The organism is Paenibacillus haidiansis, assembly GCF_036553665.1.
Lineage (GTDB): Bacteria > Bacillota > Bacilli > Paenibacillales > Paenibacillaceae > Fontibacillus > Fontibacillus haidiansis.
Window position 1 is genome coordinate 43,646 of sequence record NZ_JAZHPZ010000022.1, and the last position, 20,458, is coordinate 64,103.

At 54.5% G+C, this 20,458-nt stretch carries 21 protein-coding genes and 1 rRNA gene; 1 reads left to right on the top strand and 21 read right to left on the bottom strand.

What is annotated here, in order from left to right; genetic code table 11:
- Positions 1–44 precede the first annotated feature (44 nt).
- The 13 genes from nusG to V3851_RS25170 form a co-directional block, all read right to left on the bottom strand.
- A complete protein-coding gene (gene nusG, locus V3851_RS25110) occupies positions 45–578 on the bottom strand; it encodes a transcription termination/antitermination protein NusG (protein WP_331849174.1) in 534 nt (177 codons plus the stop codon).
- Between the two features lie 23 nt (positions 579–601).
- Positions 602–793, bottom strand: coding sequence for a preprotein translocase subunit SecE (secE, locus tag V3851_RS25115; protein WP_331849175.1), 192 nt, complete (start codon positions 791–793; stop codon positions 602–604).
- 21 nt (positions 794–814) lie between these two features.
- The gene (gene rpmG / locus V3851_RS25120) at positions 815–964 is read right to left on the bottom strand and encodes a 50S ribosomal protein L33 (protein WP_331849176.1); all 150 of its coding nucleotides are present in this window, start codon (positions 962–964) and stop codon (positions 815–817) included.
- A gap of 411 nt (positions 965–1,375) precedes the next feature.
- Positions 1,376–2,029 carry an RNA polymerase sporulation sigma factor SigH gene (gene sigH, locus V3851_RS25125; RefSeq protein WP_414859361.1) on the bottom strand — a complete coding sequence of 218 codons (654 nt, stop codon included), beginning with the start codon at positions 2,027–2,029 and terminating at the stop codon, positions 1,376–1,378.
- Between the two features lie 158 nt (positions 2,030–2,187).
- Entirely contained in the window at positions 2,188–2,709 is a 522-nt protein-coding gene (locus tag V3851_RS25130; protein ID WP_331849178.1) for an NYN domain-containing protein, read from the bottom strand.
- A gap of 6 nt (positions 2,710–2,715) precedes the next feature.
- A complete protein-coding gene (gene rlmB / locus V3851_RS25135) occupies positions 2,716–3,468 on the bottom strand; it encodes a 23S rRNA (guanosine(2251)-2'-O)-methyltransferase RlmB (protein WP_331849179.1) in 753 nt (250 codons plus the stop codon).
- Positions 3,469–3,493: 25 nt separating this feature from the next.
- A complete protein-coding gene (locus V3851_RS25140; protein ID WP_331849180.1) occupies positions 3,494–4,009 on the bottom strand; it encodes a Mini-ribonuclease 3 in 516 nt (171 codons plus the stop codon).
- Complete coding sequence (gene cysS / locus V3851_RS25145) at positions 3,994–5,406, bottom strand: cysteine--tRNA ligase (RefSeq protein WP_331849181.1); 1,413 nt, start codon at positions 5,404–5,406, stop codon at positions 3,994–3,996. The genes V3851_RS25140 and cysS overlap by 16 nt, the downstream gene beginning before the upstream one ends.
- Before the next feature lie 91 nt (positions 5,407–5,497).
- Complete coding sequence (cysE, locus tag V3851_RS25150; protein WP_331849182.1) at positions 5,498–6,154, bottom strand: serine O-acetyltransferase; 657 nt, start codon at positions 6,152–6,154, stop codon at positions 5,498–5,500.
- A gap of 701 nt (positions 6,155–6,855) precedes the next feature.
- Positions 6,856–8,313, bottom strand: coding sequence for a glutamate--tRNA ligase (gltX, locus tag V3851_RS25155; protein ID WP_331849183.1), 1,458 nt, complete (start codon positions 8,311–8,313; stop codon positions 6,856–6,858).
- Positions 8,314–8,382: 69 nt separating this feature from the next.
- On the bottom strand, positions 8,383–8,871 hold the full coding sequence (gene ispF, locus V3851_RS25160) for a 2-C-methyl-D-erythritol 2,4-cyclodiphosphate synthase (RefSeq protein WP_331849184.1): 489 nt from the start codon (positions 8,869–8,871) through the stop codon (positions 8,383–8,385).
- Complete coding sequence (gene ispD / locus V3851_RS25165) at positions 8,868–9,587, bottom strand: 2-C-methyl-D-erythritol 4-phosphate cytidylyltransferase (RefSeq protein ID WP_331849185.1); 720 nt, start codon at positions 9,585–9,587, stop codon at positions 8,868–8,870. Before ispD ends, ispF begins: the two co-directional genes overlap by 4 nt.
- Before the next feature lie 76 nt (positions 9,588–9,663).
- The gene (locus tag V3851_RS25170; protein WP_331849186.1) at positions 9,664–10,752 is read right to left on the bottom strand and encodes a PIN/TRAM domain-containing protein; all 1,089 of its coding nucleotides are present in this window, start codon (positions 10,750–10,752) and stop codon (positions 9,664–9,666) included.
- Between the two features lie 206 nt (positions 10,753–10,958).
- Here V3851_RS25170 and V3851_RS25175 point away from each other — a divergent pair, with 206 nt between their 5' ends.
- Positions 10,959–11,354: a nucleoside triphosphate pyrophosphohydrolase family protein gene (locus tag V3851_RS25175; RefSeq protein WP_331849187.1), complete on the top strand. Its 396-nt coding sequence runs from the start codon at positions 10,959–10,961 to the stop codon at positions 11,352–11,354.
- Positions 11,355–11,457: 103 nt separating this feature from the next.
- On the opposite strand, the gene pssA is transcribed toward V3851_RS25175, so the two are convergent.
- From pssA to rrf, 8 genes are all read right to left on the bottom strand, one after another.
- Complete coding sequence (gene pssA / locus V3851_RS25180) at positions 11,458–12,186, bottom strand: CDP-diacylglycerol--serine O-phosphatidyltransferase (RefSeq protein WP_331849188.1); 729 nt, start codon at positions 12,184–12,186, stop codon at positions 11,458–11,460.
- A gap of 53 nt (positions 12,187–12,239) precedes the next feature.
- The gene (gene disA, locus V3851_RS25185; protein ID WP_331849195.1) at positions 12,240–13,316 is read right to left on the bottom strand and encodes a DNA integrity scanning diadenylate cyclase DisA; all 1,077 of its coding nucleotides are present in this window, start codon (positions 13,314–13,316) and stop codon (positions 12,240–12,242) included.
- Positions 13,317–13,329: 13 nt separating this feature from the next.
- Positions 13,330–14,697: a DNA repair protein RadA gene (gene radA / locus V3851_RS25190; protein WP_331849189.1), complete on the bottom strand. Its 1,368-nt coding sequence runs from the start codon at positions 14,695–14,697 to the stop codon at positions 13,330–13,332.
- 259 nt (positions 14,698–14,956) lie between these two features.
- The gene (gene clpC, locus V3851_RS25195) at positions 14,957–17,422 is read right to left on the bottom strand and encodes an ATP-dependent protease ATP-binding subunit ClpC (RefSeq protein WP_331849190.1); all 2,466 of its coding nucleotides are present in this window, start codon (positions 17,420–17,422) and stop codon (positions 14,957–14,959) included.
- A 37-nt stretch (positions 17,423–17,459) separates the two neighbouring features.
- Positions 17,460–18,518 (bottom strand): protein arginine kinase, encoded by a 1,059-nt coding sequence (locus tag V3851_RS25200; RefSeq protein ID WP_331849191.1) that lies wholly within the window; start codon positions 18,516–18,518, stop codon positions 17,460–17,462.
- A gap of 12 nt (positions 18,519–18,530) precedes the next feature.
- Complete coding sequence (locus V3851_RS25205) at positions 18,531–19,055, bottom strand: UvrB/UvrC motif-containing protein (RefSeq protein WP_331849192.1); 525 nt, start codon at positions 19,053–19,055, stop codon at positions 18,531–18,533.
- Positions 19,056–19,151: 96 nt separating this feature from the next.
- Positions 19,152–19,610, bottom strand: coding sequence for a CtsR family transcriptional regulator (locus V3851_RS25210; RefSeq protein WP_331849193.1), 459 nt, complete (start codon positions 19,608–19,610; stop codon positions 19,152–19,154).
- A gap of 605 nt (positions 19,611–20,215) precedes the next feature.
- Positions 20,216–20,332, bottom strand: a 5S ribosomal RNA gene (gene rrf, locus V3851_RS25215).
- Positions 20,333–20,458: the final 126 nt, after the last annotated feature.

Genomic DNA, 20,458 nt, shown 5'->3' on the forward strand with positions numbered 1-20,458 from the left:
AGCCGGAGCGAAAGCTCCTCCCACATGAAACCCTAAGAAACCAATTATATCTTTTCCACTTGAGTGTAATCCAGTTCAAGCGGGGTTTCTCGACCAAACATGTTGACGTGAACCTTGAGCTTGCTCTTGTCGACCAGAATTTCTTCGATCGACCCGACAAAATTGGCAAACGGACCAACTTTGATGCGTACGGATTCTTTCAAGTCGAACTCGATGACCGGTTTCGGTTCTTCCATGCCCATATGCTGCAAAATCTGATCCACTTCTTCAGGGAGCAGCGGCGTAGGCTTGGAGCCCGATCCCGTGGAGCCGACAAATCCGGTGACGCCTGGCGTGTTGCGGACAACATACCAAGAATCGTCGGTTTGGATCATTTCGACCAAGACATACCCCGGGTAAACTTTACGCATGACGGTTTTCTTCTTGCCGTCTTTGTTTACCACTTCTTCTTCCATCGGAACAAGAACGCGGAATATCTTGTCCTCCATGCCCATGGACTCGACGCGTTTCTCCAAATTGGCTTTGACTTTGTTTTCATACCCGGAATAGGTATGAACCACGTACCATCTTTTTTCCATATCAAGCCACCTAAGGACCCTTCTTAAATTATCGCTTCGATCACAGCAGAAATGCCGATGTCAAGTACCCAAAAATAAATCGCGACAACTACAATTGTACCCAGCACAATCAGCGTATAATTGGTCAGCTCTTTACGATTAGGCCAGCGAACCTTTTTAAGCTCAGCCCAGCTTTCAGAGAAAAAAGAAATCAACGACTTGAAACTTTTTTTCATGCGCGATTACACCTCCAAAGACTATCTGGTTTCGCGATGAGGAACTTGCGCGTTGCAGAACTTGCAAAATTTCTTCATCTCCATGCGGTCGGGGTGGTTTCGCTTGTTTTTCGTTGTCGTGTAGTTTCTTTGTTTGCAATTCGTACAAGCCAACGTAATAATTACCCGCATGATGTGCACCTCCCGAAGACATTCTTGGTATGAGAAAGTCTCATGTATTGACCTGAAATTATCGCACCATTAAAAATGGAAAGCACAAATTTAGGCCTACCTAAAACACTTTATCACATGCCCCTACCTGTGTCAACGAGCAGAGCAAGCTTCTCTCATCGTAAAATAGAGGTAAATCGCAGGCTGGCTCTGAAATCTGGGATATGCCTAAAATGACAGAATCTGTATGTCATAAGCGTACTGTATCTAGTATAGCTCAGCTTATCGGAGTATAAACGAAAAATTTTCCAATCGGCGATTGGAGAGAAACAGCGACTTTCGTGTCCGCAATAAGCATAAGCAGCAAAAAAGGGCGGCCGGTTAAAAGCGGCCATCCCTCTGTTTTCTATTTTATAAATTTCGTCGGTTCGTTCAATTGCTCCCGTCGCGCACTTCCAGATACCGCTCCAGTTTGCGTTTCACCCGCTGAAGCGCGTTATCGATAGATTTGACGTGACGGTTCAAGTCAACGGCAATCTCTTGGTACGACCGGCCGTCAAGATACAGCATGAGTACCTTGCGCTCCAAATCGCTGAGGATTTCGGACATTTTGTCTTCAAGTCCGACAAACTCCTCCTGATTAATGATCAGCTCTTCGGGATCGCAAACCCGGGAGCCGCATATAACGTCAAGAAGCGTCCGGTCGGAATCCTCGTCGTAAATCGGCTTGTCCAAAGAGACGTAAGAATTCAGCGGAATATGCTTCTGCCGCGTCGCCGTCTTAATCGCCGTAATAATCTGCCGCGTAATGCACAGCTCGGCAAACGCCTTGAACGAAGCCAGCTTGTCCCCCCGAAAGTCCCGGATCGATTTGTAAAGACCGATCATTCCTTCCTGGATAATATCCTCCCGGTCGGCACCGATCAGGAAATAGGATCTAGCTTTGGCCCGCACAAAACTGCGGTACTTGTTAATCAAGTACTCCAACGCTTCACTGTCGCCGTTGCGAACGGCTTCGACAATGTCTTCATCAGTTTGTACTTCATAGTCAAACCTTATCCATGTCTCGAGGTTGACACTCACCACAAATCCCTCCGGCTGCAACGCACGGTGCCCCGTCACTCAATCAAGTAATACGAACAGTATATATTATGGCGCATCTTAGCGTCAACCGAAAAAGTACCAAAAGATGTAAAGTCGAACTTTGTCAAGAGGATTTGGGAGCATACCAATAAAATACCTTATCATTCCCTGCGCCAACGTTCGAACATTTGGCGCATCTCCGGCGTCAGTTTCGCGTCGATCGTATTTCGCCCGGATTTGCTGCTGCGTTCCCGCAGCCGGGTCTGAATTTCCTTTTCACTTTGCTCTACTTGAGTGAGCAGCTCCCGCGCGGAAATCCTTAGCGCCCCCTGCCCGAATATCACGTGCTGCTCCACCATATCGCTCGTAGCCACATAGATCTGCCGCCGCCGGTGAGAATACTCGCCGACCAGCCGTTCAATGCATTCATCGGCCGTTTCTTTTTCCTTGGTAAAAAAAATGTCGATCTTGTACTGGGCGAACGATTTTCCGAGTCCGGGTACCCGGTAGGCATCGAAGACGACAACGACCTTCCGGCCCGAGAAGGCCTGATAATCGGCGAGCCGCTCCAAGAGGCGGTCCCGGGCGTCCTCCAGACTGTTCTTGGACAGAGCGGACAGCTCAGGCCATCCGCCGATCATATTGTAGCCGTCAACCAAGAGCACGTCGCGCGCGTCGCGCATAAATCTTTATCCTTGCGCGCGGCGTCTGCGCAGCACTTCATACATCACGACGCCCGCAGCAACCGAGGCGTTCAGAGAATTAAGCTGACCGTTCATCGGGAGCTTCAGCAGAACATCGCAGGTCTCCCGGACCAGCCGGCCCATGCCCTGATTCTCGTTACCGATCACGATCGCCACGGAGCCGGTCAAAATATCGCCGCCCCCGTAGATTTCTTCCTTGGCGGCGACATCGGTGCCGACGACCCAGACGCCGGCCTGCTTCAGCTGCTCCATGGTTTGCACCAGGTTCGTGACCCGGGCGACGGGCACGTATTCGACCGCGCCGGCCGACGTTTTGGAAACCGTCGCGTTCACCGCGGCGGAGCGCCGTTTGGGGATGATTACGCCGTGCACTCCCGTGCATTCGGCGGTTCTCAAGATGGAGCCCAGGTTATGCGGGTCTTCGATTTCGTCCAAAATGAGCAAGAACGGCGGTTCTCCCCGCTCCGCGGCTCTCGCGAGCAAGTCTTCCACTTCGGCGTAAGCAAACGGCGCGGCTTGAGCGACCATCCCTTGGTGCTGCATGCCCGGAACCATTTGGTCCAGCTTGCGCTTGTCCACGAATTGAACGACGATGCCCCGGTTTTTGGCCTCCGCGAGCACCGGCTGGGTTAAATGCTTTTGGGCGCCTTCGGCCACCCATATTTTATTGATCGTCCGTCCGGCTCTCATGGCTTCAAGCAGCGAGTGCTTGCCGGCGATCCATTCTTGTTCCTCCATAAAAATCCTCCTGGGAATGCTATATTCAAATTTGTTCCGGTTCGAGAAGCTCAAACCCCTGCGCGATCAGGCTGCGCATCCGCTCATGCTCCCCCGTGTAATACAAGTAGCCGATCAAGCTCTCCAGGGCGGTCGCAAGGCGGTAATCCTGCACATTCGCATTTTTGGGAATCGTGCCGGATTTGGCGTTGCGGCCTTGGCGGACTACGTCCTTCTCCTCATCGGTCAGCTGCGGCTCCAGCAGGGCCAGCAGCTCCGCCTGGGCTTTGGCGGAGACGTACTTCGTCGACAGCCGGTGCATGTGATGCGGCCGCAGGTTCGGCCGGGCCATTACATGCTGGCGGACGGCGACCTCGAAGACGGCGTCGCCGATGTAGGCCAGCGCGAGCGGCGGCAGCAGCCGGACCGGCTTGGACGGCGGCTCCGGGAACCAGAGCGCCGCCGGCTGGCCGGCAGTAGCGCCGGGGGCCGGGGCGCCTCCCGGCGCGGCTGGGCCGGACGGGCCGCCGTTTGTTTCCGGGCCCGTCATTTCCGCCGCCATCTCATGCCCTGCGGCGTATCTTCCAACAGGATGCCTTGCTCTTGCAGCAGATCGCGGATCTCGTCGGCCCGGGCCCAGTTCTTCGCCTTCCGCGCTTCCGTACGCTCGGCGATCAGCGCTTCGATCTCGTCGTCGAGCAGCTCTTGCTCCGCCTCCGTCGCGGCGATGCGCAGCACGCCGTTCATCTCCGCGAACAGCTTCTCCGCCGCTTCCAGATCGGCGCGCTTCACGTCCCGGCCCTGCAGCAGGCCGTTGACCTCGCTCACCCATTCGAACACCGCCGTAATCGCATCCGGTGTATTGAAATCGTCCTGCATTTTGGTATGGAACGCTGTCCGAATCTCCTGCAGTTTCGCCTCCCACTCCGGTGTTACGGTTCCGTCTTGATCCCCTTCGGACGTTTCCTGCAGGCGGTAGCTCAGATTGCCCACGGCGTTGGCGATCCGTTCCACCCCGCGCTCCGCCTGCGCCATTGCTTCATCCGTGAAATTCAGCGGATTGCGATAATGGGTCGAGAGCATGAAATACCGGATCGCTTCCCTCTTGTACCGGGCGCGCAAATCTTTGACGAGCACGCCGTTGCCGAGCGATTTCGACATTTTCTCGCCGCCGATTTTGATGTAGCCGTTATGCATCCAATAGTTGGCCAGTGGTTTCCCCGTCACCGATTCGGATTGGGCGATCTCGCACTCGTGATGCGGAAACTCCAAATCCTGCCCGCCGCCGTGGATATCCAGCGTATCGCCGAGCAAATGCCGCGACATGGCCGAGCATTCGATGTGCCAGCCCGGCCGGCCCGGTCCCCATGGGCTATCCCAATGGATTTCCCCCGGCTTGGCGGCTTTCCAGAGCACGAAATCCTCCGGATTCTCCTTCCGCTCATCCACATCGATCCGGATGCCGAACTGAAGCTCTTCGAGGTTTTGCCCCGACAGCTTGCCGTATCCGTCGAATTTGCGGGTGCGGAAGAACACGTCTCCGCCATTCTCGTAGGCATATCCCTTGCTCTCCAAATCGCGGATAAACGCGATGATGACGTCCATATTTTCCGTCACCCGGGGATTGGCCGATGCCCGCGGAATGCCGAGTCCTTCCAGATCCTCGTAATAAGCGCCGATAAACATCGAGGCAACCTCGGGTACCGAAAGCTTCATTTCCTCCGCTTTACGGATCAGCTTGTCGTCGACATCGGTAAAATTGACGACGAAGTTTACGTCATATTTTTGATTTTCCAAATAGCTGCGTACCACATCGAAAAAAATCATCGGTCGCGCATTCCCGATATGGACGTAACCGTATACGGTAGGTCCGCATACATAAACCGAAGCTTTCCCCGGCTTCAAGGGAACGAACTCCTCTTTCTTGCGGGTCAGCGTGTTATAGATTTGCAATGCCATACTCTCTTTCCTTTCCGCTTGGGGCTCTACTCTATTTTAACCGTAAAACGGTCCGCTCAACGATCTGCCGTCAACGATCCGCTGCTGTAGTTTATTCCGACATCTGTTCTTCCGGCAGACGTTGCTTCAAGTCTTTAATTTCTTCCTGCAGCCGTGCTATTTCCTCATGAAGCGAACGCATCATATCGACAACCGGATCCGGCAGCTCGTGGCTGAGCCGGTCCAGGCGCTTCCCGCCTTGGCGGACCACTTTGCCCGGAATGCCGACGACGGTGCTGCCCGGGGGCACTTCTTTCAGCACGACCGAGTTGGCTCCGATGTTGCACTGATCCCCTACTTTGAAGGATCCCAATATTTTCGCCCCCGACCCGATCACGACATTGTTGCCGATCGTCGGATGCCGCTTGCCTTTTTCTTTGCCGCTTCCGCCCAGCGTGACTCCCTGATAGATAACCACATCGTCGCCGATTTCGCAAGTTTCCCCGATGACGACCCCCATCCCGTGGTCGATAAACAGCCGGTTGCCGATCCGGGCCCCCGGGTGGATTTCAATGCCGGTGAAAAAACGGCTCACCTGGGACACGATCCGGGCCGGCGTAAACCAGCGGCGGCGGAACAAAGCATGCGCGATCCGGTGGCTCCAAATCGCATGCAGCCCGGAATACGTGAAGACAACCTCGAACCAGCTTCTGGCGGCCGGGTCATTTTCAAAAACCGCCTGAATATCGGATTTCATTCTCTTAAACATAAGCGTTCCCCCTCTTGTTCTGCTTACGCTTCTCTACCGGCCCATGCTGTCGTCAAACCCAATTCCATAAAGCAAGCCTAAAAATAACGACCTTTTAGGGTGCTATTCCGCCCATTCTCAGCCTTCTGCCGAAAATAGCGGTCTTTTGGGGCGCTATTCAGCCATTTTTCAGGCAAAAACCGGTCCTTGGAGCCTCCCGGGGCAAATAAGAGCCTGACGGGCCGCTATTTTCCTGAAATCCCCCGAAACTCAATAAATAACGGCCTTTTAGGACGCTAATTTCCTCCAAACGCCAACAAAAAAAGCGCCCTGCAGCTTTCGCTGCAGAGACGCTTGACCTGCGTGGTTCCACTCTGCTTCGGACGAAAACGGGCGGGCGCACTTCCCGCTAACCCTCCGCTTGCGGCAGACGGGCCTAACGATGAACAATTCCGCTATCCGTACTTTCATCCCTCTTAATGTCCTTAACGCGGACGATACGGCAGCCTCTACCCCCGTCCCGGAGGACAAGCTCGAGTCTGCGGCTCCCGGGTGCATTTCCGCCGCGCGCGATTGAGATAACTTTCAGCCTGGAAGCGGTCGACCGCTATCCGGTTACCCTCTCTGTACAATGCCGCCAAACTTTCGCGTACTTCTCCCGATCTTTGCCGTTGCCTATATCTTACATGATAGTCCACAATACTGACAATAAAATTTCCGTCTTAGCCGCGGATTTGCGATTTAAGCCGGTCGATCGCACGGTCACGGCCGAGCAGATAGATCGTTTGGTTCAAATCGCGGCCATGGGTTTGCCCGGTCAGAGCGACGCGGATCGGCATGAACAGCCCTTTGCCTTTGACGCCGGTCTCCTTCTGCACTTCCTTGATGAGGACGGCAATATGCTCCGGCGTGAACTCGGCGGCGGCTTCCACCTTGCCGAGGAACGCCTTCAGCACGTCGGGCACCTGCGGCTCGGCCAATATGGCCGCGGCTTCCGCTTCCAGCTCCAAGTGCGTGCGGAAGAACAAGTCCGACAGCTCGACGATGTCCGAAGCCGCCGTCATTTGCTCTTGGTACAACGCGACGAGCGTCTTGGCCCATGCTTCCTGCTCCGGCGTCAATTCGGCCGGAATTCGGGATGCCGCCTGCAGATGCGGGATGGCCAGCGCGGCGATTCTGTCCGGATCGGCGTTCTTAATGTAATGGTTGTTCAAGTGAGCGAGCTTGTTCTTATCGAACACCGCCGGGCTGCGGGACAAGCGGTTCGCGTCGAAGATCGAAATCAGCTCGTCCTTGGAGAAAATCTCCTCTTCCCCTTCCGGCGACCAGCCGAGCAGGGCGATAAAGTTGAACAGCGCCTCCGGCAAATAGCCGAGTTTATCATACTGCTCGATGAACTGGATGACCGATTCGTCGCGTTTGCTCAATTTCTTGTGGTTCTCGCCAACGATCAAGGTCATATGGCCGAATACCGGCGGCTCCCAGCCGAAAGCTTCGTAAATCATCAACTGACGCGGCGTATTGGATACATGGTCTTCTCCACGCAGCACGTGAGTGATTTGCATGAGATGATCATCCAGCGCGACAGCAAAATTATAAGTCGGAATCCCGTCTTTTTTGACGATAACAAAATCGCCGCTGATATCGGACTCGAAGCTGATCGGCCCTTTGACGAGATCGTTAAAGGTATAAGTACGGCCTTCCGGCACGCGGAACCGGATGCTCGGAACGCGGCCCTCCGCTTCGAAATCGGCGCATTGCTCCGGCGTCAAATCGCGGTGCTTGCCGGAGTAGCGAGGCGTCTCCCCGCGGGCGATCTGCTCCTCGCGCTCCTGCTCCAGCTCCTCTTCCGTGCAGTAGCAGCGGTAAGCAAGCCCCCGGTCGAGCAGGTCCTGCCAATAGGTGCGGTAAATGTCGAGCCGTTCCGTCTGGCGGTACGGTCCGAACTCGCCGCCGACATCGATGCTCTCGTCCCAATCCATGCCGAGCCATTTGAGATAGGTGAGCTGGTTTTCTTCCCCGCCGGCCACATTCCGTTTCACGTCGGTATCCTCGATGCGAATAATGAATTTGCCTCCGTGATGTCTGGCAAACAAATAATTGAACAGCGCCGTTCTGGCGTTGCCGATATGTAAATGCCCTGTAGGACTCGGCGCATACCGCACGCGAACCTCTGTCATTGCAATCCCCTCCAGATTTTCTCGTTCATTCCCGGTCAATAGAATACATCAAATATTACCCTTACAATCCTATGATGATAGCACATCCGAGAGCAAGCACACAATACATTGCGCGGCAATGCCCTCTCCCCGTCCGGTAAATCCGAGATGCTCCGTCGTCGTCGCCTTCACGTTGACCCGCCGCGGATCGGCCTCCAGCGCCCCCGCGATAATTTCGACCATCTGCGGAACGTACGGCGCCATCTTCGGCGCCTGCGCGATAATCGTCGCGTCCAGGTTGCCGAGACGGTAGCCCCGCTCCTTGGCCATGTCCCACACCCGGCGCAGCAGCACCAGACTGTCCGCGTCCTTAAAGGCCGGATCCGTGTCCGGGAAATGCCGGCCGATGTCGCCCAAGGCCAGCGCGCCCAGGATGGCGTCGCTCACCGTATGCAGCAGTACATCGGCGTCGGAATGGCCGAGCAGCCCCTTTTCATAAGGAATTGTAACGCCGCCGATGATGCAGGGCCGTCCCTCCACCAGCTGATGCACATCAAATCCTTGTCCTACCGCGATCATAACTTGTCCTCTCCCCCGAAATCTTTCTTGTTGATGATAATTTCCGCAAAGTCCAAATCCTCCGGCGTGGTAATCTTGATGTTATTATACCCGCCTTGCGCGACCATCACGGGAATCCCCAGCCGCTCGATCAGCATCGCATCATCCGTGCCGAGAAAGCCCCCGGCTTCGGCTTCCTCATGGGCCCGCAGCAGGTCGGCTCGCCGGAAGGCCTGCGGCGTCTGTACCGCCCACAAGCTGCGGCGGTCCGGCGTGGCGGTTACCCGCCCCGCCTCGTCGACCTGCTTGACGGTATCTTTGACCGGGACGGCCAGAATGGCCGCCCCGTGCCGAACCGCCGTTTCATAGCAGGCCGTGATCTGTCCGCTCGTGACAAAAGGGCGGACGCCGTCATGCACCAGTACCCAGTCGGCCCCGATATTCAGCAGCCCCCGGTATACCGAATGCTGACGCTCGGCGCCGCCCGGTATTACTTTTACTTGTTTTGCAATTCCATACTCGGCGACCCAGGCGCGGCAGCGATCCACATCATGTTCGCCGGTCACCAATACAATTTCGCCGATCAACGGATGGCGGTCAAATACCTCCAAGGTATGGACGATAATCGGCTTGTCCCGAAGCAGGAGGAACTGCTTGTTCTCCTTCGTCCCCATCCGTGTTCCCCGGCCTGCCGCCACTATGACAACTCCCGCCCGGGGAAGATCCATTACATTCATATCCAAATGCCTCACCCTGCCAGAATACGCGGTCATGATCAAAACGCAAAACCGCATTTATCCCCATCATACCGAATTACTGGGCTTTTTCCAACAGTTTTGGCTTGGCAAAAATCATCCGGCCCGCCGACGTTTGCAAAACGCTGGTCACCAGCACCTCGGTGATGCTGCCGATGTAGTCCCTTCCGCCCTCGACAACGATCATCGTGCCGTCGTCCAGGTAAGCGACCCCTTGCCCATGCTCTTTGCCATCCTTGATCACCTGCACCATAATCTCTTCGCCCGGCAGCACGACCGGCTTGACCGCATTGGCAAGATCGTTGATATTCAGCACCGATACGCCCTGCAATTCGCATACCTTGTTCAGGTTGAAATCGTTGGTCACGACTTTGCCCTGCAAGACTTTGGCCAGCTTGACCAGCTTGCTGTCAACCTCGGAGATTTCCTCGAAATCCCCCTCATAGATCATCACTTTGACGTCGAGTTCTTTCTGGATTTTGTTCAAAATATCCAGCCCCCGCCGCCCGCGGTTGCGCTTCAGTAAATCGGACGAGTCGGCGATGTGCTGGAGCTCCTCCAGGACAAACTCGGGAATCACGATCGTTCCTTCGATGAACCCGGTTTTGCAAATGTCGGCGATCCGCCCGTCGATGATCACGCTGGTATCCAAAATTTTATGCTCCTCCAGCCTTGATTCTTCCTCCTGGCTTCCTTTGCTCCATTTGCCCGATATCCATAAAGAAGAAAGCTCCTCTTTCTTCTCCAGCCCGACGTATAGCCCGATATAACCGAGCAAGACCGAAACCGCCAACTGCGCAAAACTCTCCAAGGTGCCAAACCAGGACAACACGGGATAGACCATTAAAGAAAGAAGAAGTCCTGCAGTCAATCCGGCCGCTCCGGCCGCCATGTCCTTCATCGGTATTTGTGTCAGGCCTTTGATCCAAGCGTTGACTCTTGCCGAAACGGCATCCGCCGCAAGTGAAAAAAGGAACCAGAACAGACCTGCCCCGGCTGCCGCCAGAATCAGATGCGCGGCAAACGGACTCATCCCTTCAAACCAGCCTTTCAGCGGCTGGGGAAATACGCCCGAGATTCCTTCCGTGGTGTATCCGAGCCACGCTCCGCCGAGTCCGGCCACGAGCATTAAACTCTTTTTCAGCATGTCAATCTTCACCTCCTGATTAATCATTATCTTTATCCAGTATGATCCAATTTTGGGCGGCGTAATCGGTAGGGAAACAACTTTTTTTGCGAGGGATTTCGGGGAGAATTTCGGAAGCGGCCCGCGCAATGCGGCATTTCTGGTTGATTCGCGGGGAAAAAGTGGCATATAATGAACTCAATTCATAATATTGAGGTGGATGGATAATGAGCGCACCAAGCCTTCAATCTTTTCAAGACCAAGTTTCCGAATTGTTGCTCCGTCACCGCAGTCTGCTGGACGTCATGTCCAAGATGGGACAAACCAACGCCGCGGCCGTCCGCTCCGTCACCAAAGCGGTAACCGAATGCGGCTGTATCGAACTGCATGCCACCAAGCAGGAATTCGAGCCCGGCATGAGTCTCGAGCAAGCCAGGGAAAGGATCAAACAGCATGTCCAGGGGGAATTGTGCGAAAATTGCCGGGATGCGGTCAGCAACGAGCTTGGGCGCAGCCTGTTCTATATGTCCGCCCTTTGCAATTTGCTCGACATCGAGCTGAATGAAGTGCTGGAGAAAGAATCGCAAAAGTGCTCTACTTTAGGTTTATTCAATATGTCTTGAAGAAGCAGAGCGAAGACTGTATCCATAATACATCCATAAAAAAGGCACCGCTTCCCGCAATTTGCGGAAGGCGATGCCTTTTTTTGCAATCGAAAGTCAAAGCTTACTTGGGACGGTATACGCCCTCGGAATCTTCCCCGCCGCGCCGCTTCCGGCGCAGCAGTCTGTCGAAGTTCTGCTTCAGCCCGTACGAAGCGTAGAGCACAAGCGGAACAAAGATCAGCTTGGAGATTTGCTCCGGAAAAAGCACCGCGATCAGTACGGCGAGCACGACGACGAACGGAGTGATGACGATTGCTTTTTTCGGGAGGCCGATTTTTTTGAAATTCGGATACTTGACCGTGCTGACCATCAGATAAGACAACAGCAGCATCGCAACGATAAAATAAGGCGCCGTGATATCCTCGTGAAACAGCGTCAGCGTCGCCAGGACTCCGCCGGCCGCGGGAATGGGCAAGCCCGTAAAGTAACCGGGAGTTCCTTTCTGCACGTTGAATCTCGCCAGCCTCAGGGCTCCGCATATCGGAAAGATCGCGGTAACCGTCCAGACCAAGCCGGTATGGGCAATGTCCTGGAAAGAAATCAAATACATCATAAGTGCGGGAGCCAAGCCAAAAGAGATGATATCCGATAACGAGTCAAGCTGCTTGCCGAATTCGCTCTGACAGTTTAACGCCCTGGCTACGCGCCCGTCCAAGCCGTCCAGGAGCATCGCGGCAATTACCATGATGGCCGCCAGATTGAAGCTGCCTTCAAGAGCAAGCAGTATGGCCAGAATTCCGAGAAACAGGTTACCTAGGGTAAACAGATTCGGAATCGATTTTGTGATCATCTTTTCACCTCAAAAAGATATTCCTTTAACATCATCATATGATTGTAGGAGAATTAAATTTGCCTGTCAATGAATACCTGCTCCTGAAGCCGCTTCAGCCCTTCTTTGATCGCCCGGGCCCGGACCTCGCCGATCCCGTCGACCTCGTCGAGCTCTTCGATCGTAGCCGCCAGGGTTGTCGGCAGATCGCCGAAGCGCTCCACCAGGTTGTGAATGATTACATTCGGCAGGCGCGGAATTTTGTTCAGCACACGATATCCGCGGGGCGATATGATCTCCTCCGAGGTTGCCGCCGAGGTTGGATAGCCGAGCAAACGCGTAATATGGTTGTCGTCCAACAGTTCATCGTCGGTCAAACGTTTCAGCCCGAGAATGATCTCCCGAATCGCCTCGTCGCTGTCATCTTTGGCGTAATCCTTGTAGAGCAGCCAGGCTTCCTCCTCCATATTGCTGACCAGTTCCTCCATCTGCATGCTGATCAGCCGTCCCTCGGTGCCGAGTTCATTGATATAACGCTTGATTTCCATTTTGATTCGAATCACCATTTCGACCCTTTGAATCACATTGATGACTTCCGGTATTGTAACCAGTTCCTCAAATTCGGATGCGGTCAGGTTGGTAAGCGCCTGATTGAGTACCGATCTGTATTTCTCCAGGGTCTGGATCGCCTGGTTCGCTTTCGTCAGGATCACGCCGATTTCCTTCAGGGTGTACCGCAAGCTCCCCTGATACAAAGTGATGATATTCCGCCGCTGGGAGATGGATACGACGAGCTTCCCGGTCTGCTTCGCCACCCGTTCCGCCGTACGGTGCCGGATGCCCGTCTCCGAGGATGAAATGGATGAGTCCGGGATCAACTGGGTGTTGGCGAACAGAATGCGCTTCAGGTCCTCGCTCAAAATAATCGCGCCGTCCATTTTGGCCAGCTCGTATAAATAGTTCGGCGAGAAGTCGCAATTGATGGAGAAGCCGCCCTCCACCACTTCCATCACTTCCGGGCTGTAACCGACGACGATCAGACCGCCGGTTTTGGCCCGCAGCACGTTCTCCAGCCCGTCGCGAAAAGCGGTACCCGGCGCGACGAGCCTAAGCAAATCGTTCATATTTTCCGCTTGGGTTGTTTCTTTCATCATTTAGTGCCCCCTAATCTAACGCAACAGCTAGCGCATCTGCAACGGTATTTACCCCGATTAATTGAATATCCTTTGGACCTTTCCACCCTTTCATACTCTTCTCCGGCATAATAACCCGTTTGAAGCCGAGCTTCGCCGCTTCCTTCACCCGCTGTTCCGCTCGGGCCACAGCCCGGACTTCGCCGGTCAGGCCGACTTCCCCGAAGAACACATCGTATGGTTTGGTCGGCAGATCCCGGAAGCTGGAGGCGATGCTTACCGCGATCGCCAAATCCACCGCCGGTTCATCCAGCTTGACCCCGCCGGCGAGGTTGACATAGGCGTCCTGGTTTTGTAGGAACATGCCCATCCGCTTCTCCAGCACGGCGATGATCAGATTCATCCGGTTATGGTCAACCCCGGTCGCCATTCTTCGCGGCGAAGGGAATTGCGTCGAGGCGATCAGCGCTTGCAGCTCGACCAGCATCGGCCGCGTTCCTTCCATAGAGGCCACGACCGTGGAACCCGCCACGCCCAAAGGTCGCTCCGACAGGAACAGCTCCGACGGGTTGGCCACTTCATTCAACCCGTCTTCATTCATTTCGAATATCCCGATTTCGTTCGTCGAACCGAACCGGTTCTTCACGGCGCGAAGCAAGCGGTAGGAGTGATGCCGCTCTCCTTCAAAATAAAGCACGGAATCCACCATGTGCTCCAGCATGCGCGGTCCGGCGATCGCCCCTTCCTTGGTTACATGGCCGACCAAAACGGTGGCGATGCCCTGGCCTTTGGCGATCCGCATAAAACGGGCCGTGCATTCGCGCACCTGCGCAACGCTGCCCGGCGCGCTCGTGATCTCCGGCAAATAGACCGTCTGGATCGAGTCGATGACAAGGAAATCCGGCTTCACCTGATCGATCGCTTCCTCGACCCCTTCCATGTTGCTTTCGCACAGAACGTAAAGCTCGGGGGATAACGTCCCGAGCCGTTCCGCCCGAAGCTTGGTTTGGCGGGTCGATTCCTCTCCGGAGATGTAAAGCACCCGGAGTCCCGCCTTGGCCATTTCATGCGAGGTCTGCAGCAGGAGCGTCGATTTCCCGATGCCGGGGTCTCCGCCGACAAGAATTAGCGACCCCGGAACGACGCCGCCGCCAAGGACGCGGTTTAACTCGGCGATTCCCGTCTGGATCCGCGGCTCCTGGCCGCTTTCTATATTTATGATCGGGAGCGGTTTTTCTTTCGTATGAAATATCCCCGATGAGAGCCCTTGTGTCTTCACGACTGTTTCCGTCTCTTCCACCATGGTGTTCCATGACCCGCAACCGGGGCATTTCCCATACCATTTGGGCGATTCGTAGCCGCATTCGGTACAATTAAACTTTGTTTTTACTTTAACCATCTATCTCTCCTTCTCCACGCTGCAAAATTTGACAAACCTTGCAGGTTGCACCACGAGTGTGACAATCAAAGTTTACCACTGTTTCGGAATAGGCGTAAAGTTCCTTCCCGCCAAAACAGGCCTTGGCCGGGTAAAGAGTATGTATTTAGGTGCTTGACTTATGTAGGTGAAAAAGAAAAGCTCCCAAAGCGCCGCTTTGGAAGCTTCCTTACAATATATATCGGTTTTTGCCAATTTCTTTTATAGGTTGTTCAAAAAATCACCCTTGATGGATTTCGACATCGGCGTTTTTGGAAAAGGACCCCGTCTTTTGGACGGTCAAAGCCCCGTTCTCCTCGTCGATTGTCAGCGAATCGCCCTTCTTCACATTGCCGGTCAGCAATTCCTCGGACAGACGGTCCTCGATATGCTTCTGGATGGCCCGACGCAGCGGACGCGCCCCGTAAGCCGGATCGAAGCCTTCCTTGGCCAGGAACGCCTTGGCCTTGTCGGTCAGAATGAAGTCGACGTCGTATTCGCGCAGCCGCTTGCGCAGCTCCTCGGACATGAGGGTAACGATCTCGTTGATATGCGCTTCCTCCAGGGAGTGGAACACGATGATTTCGTCGATCCGGTTGAGGAACTCGGGACGGAAGCTCTTCTTGAGCTCTTCCATCACTTTGCTCTTCATGTTGTCGTAATCGGCACCGGCGTCTTCGACCGCCGTGAAGCCAAGCCGCGTATTCCGCTTGATCGCCTCGGCCCCGACGTTCGAGGTCAGAATGATCAGCGTATTGCGGAAGTCGACCACCCGGCCCTTGGAATCGGTCAAACGGCCGTCTTCCAGCACTTGCAGCAGGATGTTGAACACTTCCGGATGCGCCTTTTCGATCTCATCCAGCAGGACGACGGAATAAGGTTTGCGGCGTACTTTCTCAGTCAGTTGACCGCCTTCCTCGTAGCCGACATATCCCGGAGGCGCACCGACCAGGCGGGCGGTGGAATGCTTCTCCATGTATTCGGACATGTCGATCCGGATTACGGCGTTCTCGTCGCCGAACATCGCCTCGGCCAGCGCTCTGGCCAGCTCGGTCTTACCGACCCCGGTCGGACCGAGGAAGATGAACGAACCCATCGGCCGCTTCGGATCCTTAAGCCCCGCGCGCGCCCGGCGGATCGCCCGGCTGACCGCCTTCACGGCTTCATCCTGGCCGATTACGCGTTCATGCAGGATTTGCTCCATATTGAGCAGGCGCTCGGTCTCTTCTTCCTTCAGCTTGCTGACCGGGATTCCCGTCCAGCTTGCCACGACCTGTGCGATATCCTCCGGCGTCACCTCGGAATCGGTACGGCCTTGTTTTTCCTTCCACTGGTTCTTCGTCACATCCAGCTCTTCGCGGATTTTTTGTTCGGTATCGCGCAAGGCTGCGGCTTTTTCGAATTCCTGGCTTTGCACCGCGGCGTCCTTCTCCTTGCGGATATCCTCCAGACGGCTTTCCAGTTGCTTCAAATTCGGCGGTACCGTGTACGAGTTCAGCCTTACTTTGGAGCCCGCCTCGTCGATCAGATCGATCGCTTTATCCGGCAGGAACCGGTCTTGAATGTAACGATCCGACAGTTTAACGGCTTGCTCGATCGCTTCGTCGGTAATTTTCACGCGGTGATGCGCTTCATAACGGTCGCGCAGCCCGTGCAGGATTTGGATCGCTTCCTCCACCGACGGTTGATCCACCGTAATCGGCTGGAACCGGCGTTCGAGGGCGGCATCCTTCTCGATATATTTGCGGTATTCATCCAGCGTCGTAGCCCCGATGCATTGCAGCTCGCCGCGTGCCAGCGCCGGTTTCAGGATGTTCGAAGCGTCGATGGCACCCTCCGCGCCGCCAGCGCCGATCAGCGTATGCAGCTCGTCGATGAACAGGATGATATTGCCGGCTTGGCGAATTTCGTCCATGATCTTCTTCAGCCGGTCTTCGAACTCACCGCGATATTTCGTGCCGGCGACCACGGAGCCCATATCGAGGGTCATAACCCGTTTGTCGCGCAGCGTTTCGGGGATTTCGTTGTTGATAATCTTTTGGGCCAGTCCTTCGGCGATGGCCGTTTTCCCGACACCCGGTTCACCGATCAGCACCGGATTGTTCTTCGTCCGGCGGCTGAGCACCTGGATGACCCGCTCGATCTCCTTGCTCCGGCCGATAACGGGGTCAAGGTTGCCTTCCTTGGCCGAGGCCGTCAAATCGCGGGCTAAGCTGTCTAACGTCGGCGTATTGACGTTGGCGGGCGCTCCGTGATGGCTGGAGACGGCTTCGCTGCTGCCGAGCAGCTGCAGCACTTGCTGGCGCGCTTTGTTCAGGCTGATGCCAAGATTGTTGAGCACGCGGGCCGCAACCCCTTCGCCTTCCCGAATCAGGCCAAGCAAAATATGTTCAGTGCCGACATAAGTGTGGCCCAGCTTGCGCGCCTCATCCATCGACAGTTCAATTACTTTCTTTGCGCGCGGAGTATAAGCGATATTGGAAGGCTGCTCCTGGCCGCGGCCGATCAAGGTTTCAACCTCATCCTGGATCTTCTCGAGGCCGAGTCCGAGACCGATTAGCGCTTTGGCTGCGATCCCTTCGCCTTCCCGGATCAATCCGAGCAAAATATGTTCAGTACCGATATTGTTGTGGCCCAGTCTGACCGCTTCTTCTTGGGCAAGGGCCAATACTTTTTGGGCACGTTCCGTAAATCTTCCAAACATCATCTCTCTTTGCACCTCCACTAAAATCTATTGTTTTTCGTTAATTACCCACTTTTTCCCGGATCAGCTTCGCCCGGTACATATCCCTTTCGCCCGGCGACAAATTCTCGCCGAACAGCTTCTGCAGAAACCCCGGCTGCGTCATGACGTTCAGTTCGTTCAGCACCTGGGATGGCACATCCTTGATCAAGCCGACATCCACGCCGAGGCGGACGTCCGACAGCCGCTGGGCTGCCTCTTTCGAGTCCATCATCGCCGCATGGGACAGAATACCGTAGGAACGCATCACACGGTCTATCATGCGAAGTCGGGATTCGGTCAACAGCTTCTCGCGGGCGTTCTTCTCATGCCCGATAATTTGCAGGACAACGCCGACCAAATTTTCAATAATTTCCGCTTCGCTTTGTCCTAGTGTAATCTGATTTGAGATCTGAAACAAGTTCCCCGTCGCTTCGCTGCCTTCGCCGTATATGCCCCGTACCGTTAAACCCACTTGGGAGACGGCCGAGATAATCCGGTTGATCTGCTGCGTAAGTACCAGGGCGGGCAAATGCATCATCACCGAGGCCCGCATCCCCGTACCGACATTTGTCGGACAGCTGGTCATATAGCCCCGATTACCGTCGAACGCATAATCCACATGGTCCTCAAAAATATCGTCGATGGCCGACGCTTTTTCCCAAGCCTCCTGTACCTGAAGTCCCGGATACAGACATTGAATTCTTAAATGGTCTTCCTCGTTCACCATGATGCTCAAGCTTTCGTCCTCGCTGATAAACGCGGCGCCATTCCGGGATTCTCCGGCGAGGTTGGGGCTGATCAAATGCTTCTCGACCAAAATCCGCTTGTCGAGGTCGTCCAGGTCCGCCAGCAAAATCGAATGCAGCGAGCCGTATTTCTCCAGCCGCTCATCTTTCAGTACATCTTGCAGCAGTTGCAGGATCTCTTCGGATTGTTGGTTCGTCGCCAGCATCGGGAACGGATGATGGATCAGATTGCGTGCGATCCGCACCCGGGTGCTGATGACGATCTCCGATTCCTTCCCGCCCCGGCTCATCCATTCGCTTAATGGCTGTTCTGTAAAACGAAGATTAGGCATCGTGCACTCCTCCTATTCTGCCGGAATATTCTTCTCAAGTTCACGGATCTGGTCCCGGAGCGCGGCCGCTTCCTCGAACTCTTCATGAAGAATCCGCTGCTGCAGTTCGCGCCGGAGATCGTCCAGCTTGCGTTTGGCTTGAATATGTCCGCCGGCGCGTTTCGGCACTTTGCCTACATGGACCGTGTTGCCATGGACTCTCTTGAAGAGCGGGTCCAATTTGTCGTTAAAGTATTTATAGCAGGAACTGCAGCCGAAACGGCCGATTTTGCTGAATTGGGAATAGGTCAAGCCGCATTCTTCGCAGCGGACTTTCTCCTGCTGCTTGATGCTGGCCGATTGACCTTGCGCTCCGGGATGAAAATCCATGAGGCCGGAGAGCAGATTGTGTATCGAAAATCCGCCCGTCGTACCCGGGATCATTTCACCCTTTTCCCGGGCGCAGGCTTCGCAAATATGGAATTCCGTTTTTTCCCCGTTTATGATCTTCGTAAAATGAAGGGTTGCGGGGCGTTTTCCGCATTCTTGACATTGCATGGGATGACCCTCCTTATCTGGATAGATTCATCAACATTTGCGGGCGGCGGTTCAGTGTTTCAGGATGACCCTGGCTCAAAAGTTCGTCCGGCGATCCTAGCCAAGCAAAGCGATCAGCATCGCCTTCATCAATTGAGCCCGGATCTGGTCCCGGTATGGGAGTTTGACCATCAGCACTTCGCGAGAAACCGCAGCCCGCATCAGCGCAGCCTCTCTACTGCTCAGGAATCTGGCCTCCTCCAATTGATAAATCAGCCCTTCGGCCGCGGTCTGGCCGATTTCGTTGCCTATTGTCTGATACAGGTAAGCATGCAGTGAGGTCGGGCCCGGCAATTCGATCTTTCTGATCCGGACGTAACCGCCTCCTCCGCGTTTGCTTTCCACCAGGTATCCCTTTTCCAAGGTGAACCTTGTACTGATCACATAATTGATTTGTGACGGCACGCAGGAAAATTTGTCGGCCAGATCATTACGCTGAATTTCTACCGCCCCTTCGGGGCTTTCGTGTAAAATGCTCTTGAGATACTTCTCGATAATATCGGATATATTACGCATCACCCATCCTCCATTGCCCGTTGCTCCAACATACCGTGCCGCCGATTAACCTGTTTTGACAAAGTAACACATGTATGAATAGTATTAACCGTATGGGTCGGTTTGAACATCGGATGGTCTTGATATGTTGACTTTGACTTTCTTTGACTTTGATTTTATTATAGCACAAATTTCCGCTTTGCCAAGGGGAGTTGGAAAACGAATTTATGCTCCACTGTTTGATGTCGAAATAGCGCCATTTATTGCCTTTATTCGACCAGTTTTTCGCTATCCAATAAAGTGGCGGTGAGAACGTTCCTTATTTCGACTGCTTGGAGGTAATTTGCCGCATTTTGGCTTAATTTGCACAAATAAGGGCCAAAAACACCCTTATCCGGCTAGATACGGTACTTTTCCCAGAAATAGAGGCCAAAAGAGCCCTTATTTCGGCTGAATCGAGGAAAATGGCTATGGTTTAGCCGGAATTGGCCTAAATAAGGGCCAAAAAAGGCGCTATTCTGCGAGACGCGGCTCATTTTCGTGAAATAGCGGCCATTTCGGCCCTTATTTCTTTAGAATAAGCAAAAGAGCACCGCCGATTATCTCGGCAGTGCTCTCTTCTCTTTGCTTGGCGGCGTCCTACTCTCCCAGGACCCTTCGGTCCAAGTACCATCGGCGCTGGAGGGCTTAACGGTCGTGTTCGGGATGGGTACGTGTGGAACCCCTCCGCCATCGCCACCAAACATATTCAAGCTTAATCGCTTGAAAACCGGATACGAAACTTAGATTTGCGTGTTAGCCCCTAATTGGTTCACCGGGGTCCCCGAAAAGTAATCGGAATTACCTTCGAAGCCTCGCTTCACTTTTTG